9 protein-coding genes are annotated in these 12,610 nt (G+C 54.9%); 1 reads left to right on the top strand and 8 read right to left on the bottom strand.

Annotated features, from left to right (window positions below):
• Positions 1-332: 332 nt before the first annotated feature.
• The 5 genes from ACR0CA_RS16795 to ACR0CA_RS16815 form a co-directional block, all read right to left on the bottom strand.
• Entirely contained in the window at positions 333-674 is a 342-nt protein-coding gene (locus ACR0CA_RS16795) for a copper-binding protein (protein ID WP_170417920.1), read from the bottom strand.
• A gap of 29 nt (positions 675-703) precedes the next feature.
• The gene (locus tag ACR0CA_RS16800; protein WP_170602099.1) at positions 704-3,883 is read right to left on the bottom strand and encodes an efflux RND transporter permease subunit; all 3,180 of its coding nucleotides are present in this window, start codon (positions 3,881-3,883) and stop codon (positions 704-706) included.
• The gene (locus ACR0CA_RS16805; protein ID WP_152460771.1) at positions 3,880-6,075 is read right to left on the bottom strand and encodes an efflux RND transporter periplasmic adaptor subunit; all 2,196 of its coding nucleotides are present in this window, start codon (positions 6,073-6,075) and stop codon (positions 3,880-3,882) included. The genes ACR0CA_RS16800 and ACR0CA_RS16805 overlap by 4 nt, the downstream gene beginning before the upstream one ends.
• Positions 6,076-6,692: 617 nt before the next feature.
• Complete coding sequence (gene cueR, locus ACR0CA_RS16810; RefSeq protein WP_152460772.1) at positions 6,693-7,079, bottom strand: Cu(I)-responsive transcriptional regulator; 387 nt, start codon at positions 7,077-7,079, stop codon at positions 6,693-6,695.
• Between the two features lie 15 nt (positions 7,080-7,094).
• On the bottom strand, positions 7,095-9,605 hold the full coding sequence (locus tag ACR0CA_RS16815) for a heavy metal translocating P-type ATPase (protein ID WP_152460773.1): 2,511 nt from the start codon (positions 9,603-9,605) through the stop codon (positions 7,095-7,097).
• A gap of 173 nt (positions 9,606-9,778) precedes the next feature.
• Here ACR0CA_RS16815 and ACR0CA_RS16820 point away from each other — a divergent pair, with 173 nt between their 5' ends.
• Positions 9,779-9,976 carry a heavy-metal-associated domain-containing protein gene (locus tag ACR0CA_RS16820; RefSeq protein ID WP_152460774.1) on the top strand — a complete coding sequence of 66 codons (198 nt, stop codon included), beginning with the start codon at positions 9,779-9,781 and terminating at the stop codon, positions 9,974-9,976.
• 37 nt (positions 9,977-10,013) lie between these two features.
• Here ACR0CA_RS16820 and ACR0CA_RS16825 read toward each other — a convergent pair whose 3' ends face one another.
• Genes ACR0CA_RS16825 through ACR0CA_RS16835 form a run of 3 tightly spaced genes read right to left on the bottom strand, consistent with a single transcriptional unit; the run spans position 10,014 to position 12,587 of the window.
• Positions 10,014-10,742 (bottom strand): DsbA family protein, encoded by a 729-nt coding sequence (locus ACR0CA_RS16825; protein ID WP_437181726.1) that lies wholly within the window; start codon positions 10,740-10,742, stop codon positions 10,014-10,016.
• 1 nt (position 10,743) lies between these two features.
• Complete coding sequence (locus ACR0CA_RS16830) at positions 10,744-11,217, bottom strand: c-type cytochrome (protein WP_152460775.1); 474 nt, start codon at positions 11,215-11,217, stop codon at positions 10,744-10,746.
• The gene (locus ACR0CA_RS16835; RefSeq protein WP_152460776.1) at positions 11,217-12,587 is read right to left on the bottom strand and encodes a multicopper oxidase family protein; all 1,371 of its coding nucleotides are present in this window, start codon (positions 12,585-12,587) and stop codon (positions 11,217-11,219) included. Before ACR0CA_RS16835 ends, ACR0CA_RS16830 begins: the two co-directional genes overlap by 1 nt.
• Positions 12,588-12,610 lie beyond the last annotated feature (23 nt).

Here is a 12,610-nt window from a genome sequence, read left to right on the forward strand (position 1 = left end):
AGCTCCAGAATTTTGCGCAGTTTAACTGCAGTGGCGCGGGCCGGAGATACCGAAGCGTTGGCAGTTTGTGTACTGCTTGCCTGGATTGCTCTGTTCAATCAGTATAGCCGGAAGATTTTCTGAGCTTTGGAGCTTCAATCAGTCAACGAATTGCTTAAAGCGCCTTTAACCGACAATGGACTGATAACTTATGAGCAGAGCCACAGATCGTTGAAATACGATTTGGTTCTTGAGTGGCTCCTACTCCATTTCTCTTAGTTCATAGAATTTCCTACAGTCGTTGAAACGGCGAACAATCACATCATTGGTGAATAGCTGCCGCATCAACAGACTCAGTTTTTCATGATCGCGCCGATCGCATACATACCATCATCGCTTTTGACCAACATCAGTGTGACTTCGTCACCTGCGCTGATCTCACCCATCATCTGGGCATTCTCAAGAAGCTGCAAATCCATCGTCATCGCGGGCCACCCGATCTCGGGGATCGGATCATGGCTGACGTTAGCGGTTTCGTCGCCAATTGAGTTCACCAAAGCCTTTGCGTGGACCGCACCTTCCATCTGTTCGGAAGACATGGGCATGTTGGAATGGTCCATGCCGTGGTTCGTTTGCGCGATGCCGGATGTTGTAGACACGGCCAATAGGGCCAAAATTGCAGTCAAAGTTTTCATCAGATGCTCCTGTTTCAAGGTTGTGGGTATTATTCTGCCGGAAGCGCAGGGGGCACTTCCTGGATCGTGTGGGAGATCTCTCGGTTCACGCGATTGAGCGCGAGCCGTTTCCAAATCACGAATATTGCGGGAATGACAAAAAGCGTAAGAAGGGTCGCTGTCACCATGCCCCCAATCATCGGCGCAGCGATCCGCTGCATGATTTCAGAGCCTGTACCGGTGCCGTACATGATGGGTATCAGTGCTGCAAAGATCGTGGCTACAGTCATTACCTTCGGCCGAACCCGAAGAACGGCTCCTTCGAACACCGCGTCTTCGATATCGTCACGTGTCAGCTTTCGCTGTTCCGATTGCGCCAGCCCTCGACGTTTCTCCCAAGCAAGATTGAGGTACAACAACATGACAATCGCTGTTTCCACGGCAACTCCCGCCAGCGCGATGAAGCCCACGAGCACAGCAATTGAGATATCGAAGTTAAGATACCATAAGAACCAAACCCCACCTGCCAATGCGACCGGGAGCGCCGCAAGAATTATCCCGACCTCAATCACCCGATTGAACGCCAAGAAAAGCATGAGCGTGATAATTAGCAGGGTTGCAGGAGCAACGATCGTCAACCTGTCCTGCATTCTCTCTATGTACTCATACTGCCCTGACCAAGTCAGCGAGTAACCTGGAGGCAGGTCGACCTTTTCTGTAACCACCTCTTGTGCTTCGGCCACATAGCCGCCCAGGTCGCGCCCCGCGATGTCGATGAACACGAACCCAGTTCGTCGAGCGTTCTCTGATCGTATCATTCCCGGCCCGTCAACTATTCGAATATCGGCGAGAGCGGACAGTGGCACATGAGCACCCGACGGCGTGACGACAGGAAGATTTTCGAGCCGTTCCGGGCTGTCTCGCCATGCCTGAGGGTACCGAAGGTTTATAGGAAACCTCTCCAGCCCCTCCACAGATTCCGACACTTGCATACCGCCAATTGCGGTCTGCACTACGTCCTGAACTTCTCGAACACTCATCATGTATCGGGAGGCGGCATCTCGTTTGACGTCGATTTCGATGAAACGCCCGCCAACAGGTCGCTCTGCGTAGGCGGAAGCCGTTCCATCAATATCAGCGACCGCACGCTCTACTTCGATCCCTATATCTGTAATGACCTCCAAGTCGGTGCCGGATATTTTGACACCGACAGGAGTACGGATACCTGTCGCAAGCATATCGATGCGGTTCTTGATAGGTTGGATCCAAACATTTGTAACGCCCGGAACCTGAACGATACGATCGAGCTCATTCCGGATTTTCTCCATTGTCATGCCGGGGCGCCATTCTTCTTCCGGCTTGAGTTGGATTGTGGTCTCCACCATCGTTAGAGGTGCTGGATCGGTTGCAGTCTCCGCACGCCCAACTTTACCGTGAACAGTTTCGACTTCTGGCACGGTCGCGATCAGGCGGTTGGTCTGCTGCAGTACCTCACGGGCTTTTCCCGTCGAGATCCCGGGGTAGAAGCTCGGCATGTAGAGAAAATCACCTTCGTTCAACTCGGGCATGAATTCAGAGCCAATTCTCTGGTACGGGTACCACATGGACGTCACCAAAACGCCAGCCAAAAGTGTTGTTGCCCATGGCCAGGCAATTGCCGCGTCCAGAAATGGGCGGTACACGAACACGACCAAACGATTTAGCGGATTTTTTCGCTCAGGTAGAATACGCCCCCTTACAAAGTAACCCATTAAAACCGGGACCAGCGTTATCGAAAGGATGGCGGCTGCAGCCATGGCGTAGGTCTTGGTATAAGCGAGTGGCGAGAAGAGCCTACCTTCCTGATTTTCCAAAACGAAGACAGGCAGAAAACTAACCGTGATGATCGCCAGAGAATAAAACAGGGCTGGTCCCACCTCAGAAGCGCACTCTTGCACAATCCGCCATCTGTTCTCTGCTGTGAGCTTTTCCTTTTCCAACCGCCTGTGCATCGCCTCGATCATCACAATCGATGCGTCGACCATCGCACCAATAGCGATGGCTATGCCGCCGAGCGACATGATGTTTGCGTTTACTCCTTGCGCCTTCATCAGAATAAATGCGGCAAAGATTCCCAGCGGGAGCGACAGAAGAATCACGAGGGATGACCGCAGATGAAGTAGAAAAGCCGCGCACACAAGAACAACGACGATGAATTCCTGCGTCAGTTTCTTCTGGAGGTTATCGATAGCGCGCTCGATCACACCAGATCGGTCGTAGGTCGTTATGATTTCGACCCCTTCCGGCAGGTTTGAGCGCAACTCTTCTATGCGCGCTTCCACCGCTTTGATCGTCGCCAACGCGTTCCCACCCCATCGCAGGATGACCACTCCGCCAACCGCGTCTCCTTGCCCGTCGAGCTCTCCGACACCACGGCGCATTTCAGGCCCCAGGCGGATTTCAGCGACGTCTCCAAGCGTCAGAGCGGCGCCGCGCTCGTTGACCATCAATGGCGCGCTTGCAAGGTCTGACAATTCATCGATGTAGCCCGATGACCTGACCATGAATTCGGCTTCACCCATCTCAATGACGCTGCCGCCCGTCTCGCGGTTGGCCGCCTGAATAGCCGTCCTCAATTGTGCAAGTGTTATGTCATAGGCACGTAGTTTGTTTGGGTCGACGACGACCTGGTACTGTTTGACCATTCCGCCGATGGTGGCGACTTCTGAGACGCCTTCCACGGCTTGTAATTCGTATTTCAGAAACCAATCCTGCAGAGTCCTGAGCTGAGCCAGATCATGATTTCCGGTTCTGTCAACCAGCGCATACTGATAAATCCACCCGACCCCAGTCGCATCTGGGCCAAGTTGTGGTGACACGCCTTCAGGCAAGCTGCCGGTAATCTGGCCCAAATATTCGAGCACACGCGACCGAGCCCAGTAGAGGTCCGTCCCGTCCTCAAAGACGACATATACAAAGCTGTCTCCAAAGAACGAGAACCCGCGAACGTCTTTTGCACCGGGTACGGCCAATAGGGCTGTCGCAAGTGGATATGTGATTTGGTTTTCGACAACTTGAGGCGCTTGCCCGGGATATGGCGTGCGAACAATTACCTGGACATCCGAAAGATCTGGGATTGCATCAACCGGCGTCTCACGAATGGCCCAAATACCCGCAACTCCTATCATGAATGCGAGGGCCAAGATGACGAACCTGTTGGCGAGCGAAGAACGAATGATGGCCGTGATCACTGCGTAACACTCCCATCAAGCGCGACCTCTAACAGCGTCATCGAAAAGTCGGGATTGCGGCGAAGGATCAAAGAAACATCAATCCCTACAGGCAAGTTAGAAACCTCAATCCCCTCCGCAACCGGGAAATCCATGGTCATGCCCGGCATGCCGATCTCAGTCATCGGACCGTGTGTTACGTTCGCAGTACGCGCGTTCGGGTCGATACTGTTAATCCGGCCAGAAACCTGAAGCGGCGGCGCAATAGGCGTTGCCGCGGCCAAGATCATTGTCATGCCATCTGCACGCGCGAAAGTCAGAGTCATTTCAGAACCGACTTCGAGCATGTTTGGGTCCAATGTTGGCTCTATTGGGAAATCCATTGTCATGCCCGGCATCCCAATCTCAGTCATCAGCCCGTGAGTGATGGTTGCAGTTCCTGCCTCAGCATTAACGAGGTTGATCGTGCCGGTGACTACAATCGGTGGAGCAGAAGGCGTGATGGTTTCTTCGGGTTCAACTGAATCCGTCGGCGGCGAGCCCTGTTCGCGAACTGCCACAATCGAGAACATCCCCCCTTCTCCCTCTGCCAGATCAAACTCAATTGGCATGTCGATTGGCACGGTAGTGAGATCTACTCCCACAACAGGCAAATCCATTGTCATGGCGGGCCAACCGAGCTCGGGGATCGGTCCGTGCTCAAGCGTCAATTTGCCGTCTGAAGTGACGGCGCGCGCGATTCCGGCTCCAGTTCCGGCAATACCATCGTCTGGTGCAAGCTCCATCAGGCTCAGAAGCCCATCCGCACCCCGCGCGATCACGAAAGCAACCGCGTCGCCAGCATTCAAACGGTCGAGCGAAACACCAGACCTCACCGGAAACTGCGAAGTCATTGCGGGCCAATCAAGGCTTTCGAGAACGTCGTGACGAACAGTAGCCATACGATTTTGGGCATCGAGTGAAACCAGGGTACCTGCCCCGCGTGCTGGTTCGGTGTCCGTTGGTGTCATACGCGTGAAGCCGGCGCTCAAAGCACTTTCACTGTCGATTAGAAACTGTGCGGATGCGACAACTTCCTCGCCGGGTTCAAGCCCTTGTAGAACTTCTGTTCGTCCCCCCTCGCCGAAACTGTCTCGAAGACCTGTAGTCACCAGTCTCGGGCGAAAGGTACCATCGCCTGTTTTCAAGATGACGCGTTCCGCCGAACCAGTACGAATTAGCGCCTCTGATGGAACAGTGAGAACATTCCGGCTTTCATCCGGTATAAGGCTAACACTGCCAAACATGCCCGGCCGCAGCACGCCGTCGGTGTTATCGAAACTCAGTCTGACGGGAAGAGTTCGGGTTTGCGGATCAAGCTCAGGGTAAACATAGTCGATTTCGCCTTCGAAGGTGCGACCGGGTAGGTGCTCGAACCTTGCTATTGCGCGCATGTCTTCCGACAAACGTGCAATATCTCGTTCGAAAACATCGACGATCAGCCATACTTCGGAAAGATCGGTGACCGAAAACGCAAGCGTGCCTGGCTGCAGGTACATTCCATCGGCGGCGTTCAGCGCTATGACAACACCGTTTTGAGGCGCCTCAATTTCCACATTTCGAACCAACTCACCGCCCGCCTCGATCTCTGCAACCTGACGTGCGGACATACCGTGGCTGATCAACTTGTTGCGCGCCGCGTCCAAAATACGCGGGTCACCAGCTTCGACTGCGCGTACAAGATCGCCGGTTGCAGCTGCGATCAGCGGTGAAAAGAGTTCGAATAGAACTTGCCCCTTCTCAACGCGATCACCGACCGCGCGAACTTTCAGTTGCTCAATCCAACCTTCAACGCGTGTATGAACGTGATTGGTCAGGTGCTCGTCAAAGCCGACGAAACCCACCGTCTCGATACGAGGCTCGATATCCGTCATGCGTGCAACCGCGGTTCGCACGCCAATTGCGTTGATTTCTGCAGCGCTCAGGGTGACTTCTTCAGGGTCGCCGGTAGGTTCCTGCCCAGAATAAACCGGGATCAAGTCCATACCCATCGGCGATTTTCCAGGTCCAGGCTGCCGAAAATTCGGATCCATCGGAGCTACCCAATAAAGGACCTCTGGTTCGTTCGACTGGCCCTGATCAATTGGATTCAGGTACAGTCTTTCAAGAATGACACCTCCACCCAGGCCAAACGCCAAGGCAAGTACTGATAGTGCCGCATATCTTCCACGCATAATAATCTCCTGACGGTCGCAGTGCACGCTCGAACCGAAACAACATGAAAACCCGCGCTTGCGGGCCTGTGGATGTTAGGAGATTTGTGGAGGGCGATCGGGCGTCAGGGGCTCCTGAGACAGGCGGGTGTCCGAATCCATGTTTCGGTTTTGCTGCCCAAAAGCTGTAGCCAACACAGCAACACTCACTTGGGTTGGATACTCACCAACGCAGCAGATGCCGGAATGACATTCTCCGCTGTGATTTACGTGGCTATCCGTGTGGATTTGGCCAGTCGTCGGATGCAAACCGCTATGGTCGTGTTTGAAGTCTGATGACTTTGCAGCCATTGAAACGCCGTGAGGCTCAGAGGTGCTACTGTTTTTGACGTCAGTGCTCGCGACCACAACAGTGCCGACGAATGTCATCGCCAAGCAGACGCATGTCAGAAACGTCATTCGCAACACTGAGAAAAACTTCCACTCCATCCCGTGCAGTTAGGACGAACGTAACGTGTGTTCAAGCCAGTCGGAGAAAAAAACAGGTGAGTTGGTGCGCTGCATCGAAATGAAGCTGATTCCCGCGAATACACGTAACAAACTGCCAAAATTGGAGGCAGTTCATACGATGAGCGCATCTAAGTTTGGCCGAGGTTCTTCAGGATCGGGCAGTCAGGGCGGTGGTCGCCAGCACATTCGTCGATCAGATGAGACAGTGTAGCATGCATGGCCTTCAGGTCCGCGATCTTGGCATCTATCTCTTTTAGGTTCTGTTTGGCGATATCCTTCACGTCCGCGCTTGCGCGTTCTTTGTCCTCGTACAACGCCAGTAGTGAACGGCAATCCTCAATGGTAAAGCCCAAGGAACGGGCCCGCCCGATGAAGGCCAGTTTGTGCAATTCCTTTTCATCGAAATGACGATACCCATTCAGGCTGCGCCTGGGTTTGATGAATCCGATATCCTCGTAATAGCGGATGGTTTTGGCAGGCAAACCCGAACGTTCTGCTACATCTCCGATATTCACAGCGGTTCTCCTATTCTATTCAGCAGGCGCTGAACGCAGCGTCTGCTCGGTGTTCTGCGAGATCTGTTCTCGCCCAACTTTGATCGGCTTAACCCAGCGCAACCGCAGCGCGTTGGTCAGTACAAATACACTGGACAGAGCCATGGCACCTGCAGCCAGAACCGGCGACAGCAACGGGCCGCCAAACGGATAGAGCACCCCCGCTGCAACCGGTATGAGCAGCGTGTTATAGCTGAATGCCCAGAACAGGTTTTGGCGGATGTTGCGCATGGTGCGCTGACTAATATCGAAGGCGTTGACCACGCCTGTCAGGTCGCCTGACATCAGAACGACGTCAGCCGCCTCGATGGCGATGTCAGTGCCTGTCCCGATCGCTATTCCTACGTCAGCCGCCGCCAGAGCGGGGGCATCATTGATGCCATCACCCACAAAGGCCAGTTTTCCGCCATTTGAGCGCAGATCTTGCAACGCGGATACTTTACCCTCGGGCAGAACCTCGGCCACGACATGATCGATGCCAAGCTGCGCCGCGATGGATTTGGCTGTAGCGGTATTGTCGCCGGTAATCATCGCTACTTTCAGCCCCAGTCCGTGCAAAGCTTCAATTGCGTCTGGCGTGGTGGTCTTGATTGGGTCCGCCACAGCGATTACGGCCGCGATAACCCCGTCTACGGCAGCATAAAGTGGAGTCTTTCCGTTGATTGCCAGTTCAGCGCCCCGATCAGACAGCGCGCCCATTTCAACCCCTTCGCGACTCATCAGGCGGTCGGCCCCGATCAAGATTGTATGGCCTTCGACTGAAGCGCTTACCCCGTAACCGGTGAGCGACGTGAAGTCTTCTGGCTTCGAAAGCTCCAGACCACGGGTTTCAGCCGCGCGCACGATGGCCGTGGCGATCGGATGTTCGGATGTGACCTCAACGGCAGCCACAAGGCGCAGAACCTCATCCTCGGCCAATCCTTCGGCCACAATAAGGTCGGTCAGCTCCGGGCGCCCTTCGGTCAAGGTCCCTGTCTTGTCTACCGCAACAACAGTGGTTTCCTGCAGCATTTGCAAGGCGTCGCCCTTTCGGAAAAGGACACCCATCTCGGCCGCGCGGCCGGTGCCGACCATGATTGAGGTGGGTGTGGCCAACCCCATGGCGCAGGGGCAAGCAATGATCAGTACCGCAACCCCGGCTACCAACGCCAGGCTGAGCGCGGGATCGGGTCCGAACAACATCCAAACCAGCACAGTCACAACGGCCACAGCGATCACTACCGGCACGAACCACAGCGTGATGCGATCGACCAGGCCTTGAATCGGAAGCTTGGCCCCTTGGGCTTGTTCGACCATTTGAATGATCTGGGCCAACATAGTGTCTGCGCCGATCTTTTCAGCCCGGTACGTCAATGCGCCCGCGCCATTGACTGTTCCGCCGACCACAGTTGCGCCCTCGGTCTTTTCGGCAGGAACCGGCTCGCCGGTGATCATGCTTTCATCGACATATGACGCGCCGGTCACTACGGCACCATCCACCGCGATTTTTTCGCCCGGTCGAACGTGCACAATATCCCCTACATCGATCTGCTCGATCGGTAGCTCGACAACCGATCCGTCGCGCTCAACTCGCGCTGTTTTTGCCTGCAGACCGACCAATTTTCGGATCGCTTCACCAGTTCGCCCCTTGGCGCGCGCCTCGAGGAACCGCCCCAGCAATATGAGAACCACGATCACCGCTGCGGCCTCGTAGTAGACGTTTGCGGTGCCGGCGGGAAGAACACCCGGCGCAAAGGTGGAAACAAGCGAGAACCCATAGGCCGCCGAAGTGCCCAGGGCCACCAGAGAGTTCATGTCCGGCGCGCCTTTGAACAAGGAAGGGAATCCCTTGGTGTAGAACTGCAAACCAGGGCCAAAAAGAACGATCGTGGTCAGAAGGAATTGCAGGTAATAGCTGTTCTGGATGCCGATCGTGCTCGCTATCAGGTGGTGCATGCCCGGAATTACATGCGAGCCCATTTCAAGGATAAAGACCGGCAAAGCGAGCAAGGCGGCAAAGCTTGTTCGCCGGGCCAATTGGCGAATCTCTTTGGCTTTGCGGTCTTGTGGTTCGGTCTGCGTCGCGGATCGCAGACTCGCCGGATAGCCAGCAGTTGCCGCAAGCGCCGCGATGGCTTCGGGTGTTGTGACTCCCTCAGCATAACGTACAGTTGCACTTTCGGTTGCCAGATTGACCGACGCGGACAAGACGCCATCATCTGCTTGCAATGCCCGTTCAACGCGCCCCACGCACGATGCGCAGGACATGTTCTGAATATCCAGCGTTACCTCTTCCGTCCGTGCCGGATATCCGGCGCTGTTTAACGCATCAGCAATGGCCGCTTTATCGGCTGGATCATGGAAATCGACCTGAACGCTTTCGCTGGCGAGATTAACCGAAGCGGCATCTACCCCTGGCACATCTTTCAACGCGCGCTCGACGCGCCCTACGCAAGAAGCACAGCTCATACCCTGAACTTGAAACCGTGCATGTGAAATTTCAGTCATATTGTCACCACAAATGTTCTGCTGACGGGCAACATAAGGGTTCCAGCAAGTGGAAGGTCAAGGGATGGGGTTGACTTTCTTTTCCACTAATTTTGGCGATCCAATTTTCACGACTTGACCTTCCTGTGCTGGAATACTTTAGCCGGGACAACGGAAAACAGGAGCAAACATCTATGACGACCCTAAATATCCCGGACATGAGCTGCGGGCACTGCAAGTCAGCTATCGAAAAAGCCGTTGCCACGGTGGATTCCTCCGCACAGTTGGACTTTGACATGGAAAACCGCAGGGTACGTGTCTTAAGCGCCAATCCACTTGATCATATCCTTGCTGCTCTGAAGTCCGAGGGATACGAAGCCACGGTCGCATGAGAAACTTAGGGGCGCACATTCTGTCGCCGCCTTGGTTTTATCTTGCGTCTCTGACTGCCTCGATTAGCCGGGTCATTTCATCTTCGGCGATCAGCCCCGGGGCAAGCGCATCTCCAATCACAAACGAGGGGGTGCCACTAAAGCCAAGCTGTCGGGCCAATTCCATGGACACCTGAATATGCGCGTCGACTTCCGGCGCCTCCATGTCTGCGCGCAATTGATCCTCGTCCAGGCCAAGTTCCCGAACAACTTTCAGGACACTGGCCTCAGTGGCACGACCGTTCAGAGCCATAAGTGCCCAATGAAATTCTTCATATTTTCCCTGATTACGTGAGGCAAGCGCGGCGCGTGCCGCGAAGTCGGAACCTTCTCCGAGTATGGGCCATTCTCGATAAACAACTCGTACATCGGAATCGCCTGCGATTACGTTTTTCACGACCGGGGCAGCGCGTTTGCAATATGGGCAGTTATAGTCAAAAAACTCGACCACGGTTACATCGCCTTCCGGGTTTCCGATGACAGGCGCATTCGGATCCTGTTCCAGCAATTCACGCTGATTTTCCAGGACGTTTCCAATGGCTTCGGCTTTTGCCTGATTCTCGCGCTGTTGAAGCAGTTGAATCGCCTGCATGATAATCTCAGGGTTTTCCAAAATGGCTTCCAGAGCCAGCCGTTTCACATCGGAGTCAGACAGCTCTTCGGCGCGTGCCATAGGAACGCCAATCGACATGGCGATGGCGATTAAGCCGGCAAGTATTCGTTTCACATCAGTTTCCTTCCGTTTGTTCTGCCTCGGTGCGCTGCATTTGCAGCTTGCGTTCCCGATCCGGCCAACTTCCCTTGATGAAGGCGAGGATGTCCCAGATTTCCTGATCCGACAGAGTGTCACCGAAACCCGGCATGCCGCTTTTGACGTCAGCGACACCCATCTGTTTCAAAGTTTGGTCCCCGCCAAGCTTTGTATAATCGAACAACAACTTGTCGCTGTGATGCCAAGTGTGCCCTGTTCGGTCATGCGGGGGTGCCAGTAGTACGCCATCTGCACCGGGTGTTTGCCAATCCGGCTGACCCTCCAAATCTGCCCCGTGGCATGACGCGCAGTTTTCGGCGTACAAAACTGCACCACGTGCCGAATCCGCCGATGAACTGTTCTGCGCACGCCCACCCAGGCCCCAGCCAGCGACCGCGACAATGATCACCACAGCAGCCAGTGACACCCATTTCGCCGCGCTCTTATTCATCACGCCACGCTCAGCCAGGTCTTCATACCAGCGGCCTGATGCGACAGCATGTGGCAATGAAACAGCCAGTCCCCCGGATTATCCGCAACGAACGCAATCTCCCGCGTTTCTATCCGGTCAACCAGGATTGTGTCCCGCAGCGGCCCCAGGCTGCCGTTCGGCAGAACTTCCTGGAAGTGCGTCCCGTGCAAGTGCATAGCGTGCGGAAAGACGGTGTCGTTCTGCATCTGAATCCGGACTATGTCGCCACGCGTAACGGCAGCAAGCGGGTTTTCAGGTAACCCGGCGACACCGTTGAATGTCCAGATCTGCCCTTCCTGAACCAATTCATTGGCGCTCATGACTTGGCCGTTAAAAGTGCCTTGACGCAGTCCGCCCATCGCCCCGCCTTCCATCACCAATGGAACTGTCAAAGCGTCAGAAACATCTTCGAGAAAAGAAGCAGGGTTGGGTGGCAGGGCTGCGATCACACCGCGGTTAGCAGATGTGCCGCTTCCCGAAACCGGGATCTCAGCGATGACAAACGATTCATCGCGTTCGTGAAGAGTTATTTGAACGGCTTCGTTCGATTCCGCTGTTACATCAACAATTAAGTCTGCTCGCTGTGCAGGCCCGAAAACAAGGGTTTCAAAATCCTCTGGCTGCGCTACCGGCATGCCATCATAAGCGACCAGTTTCCCGTTTGCGCCACCTACTGAGACATACATGATCCGATCAGTTGCCACGTTGACCATTCGAAGTCGCAAACGCTGGTTTGTCAGAACTTCTGTCATGGGCGATATGTTTGCGTGAACGTAGTTTCCCATTCGGCCTGCATGCGTCCAGTCATGCATCGCGCCGAAATCATCGACGATTTGGGCGTCCTGACCCAACCTCCAGTCATCCAGCAGGATCGTAAGGTCATGATCCGTGTCCGGCGGGTCCGTTTCGTCGACGATGAACGCGCCGTAAAGGCCCCTGGCCACTTGTTCCGTTGACTGGTTATGAGAGTGGTACCAGAAGGTTCCTGCATCCTTCAGAGGCAAGTCATACTGAAATTCGCCGCTTGTTGGTACAGCCTCCTGTGTAAGACCCGGCACCCCGTCCATATTGTTTGGAACCCGCAGTCCATGCCAATGGATTGCCGTAGGCTGAGGCAGTGAGTTCAGGAGCGTCCGGCGAACCGTTTCGCCCTGCCGGGCACGAATTTCGGGGCCCGGAACACCGCCATCATATCCCCATATCTCAGTTTCAGGATAGCTGTCGGGGGCAACACGTGCCAATCCTGAACGCGCCTCGATTATTCGGGGGGCGGTCGCCGCCCTCCCGATAGTCGGCATTGCGATTAGTGCCGACGTGCCTGCAACGAATTGCCTGCGATTAAGCTTCATGAAGACTTCCTTCCAAAGAATAC

The sequence above is a fragment of the Ruegeria sp. F12 genome (assembly GCF_056533885.1).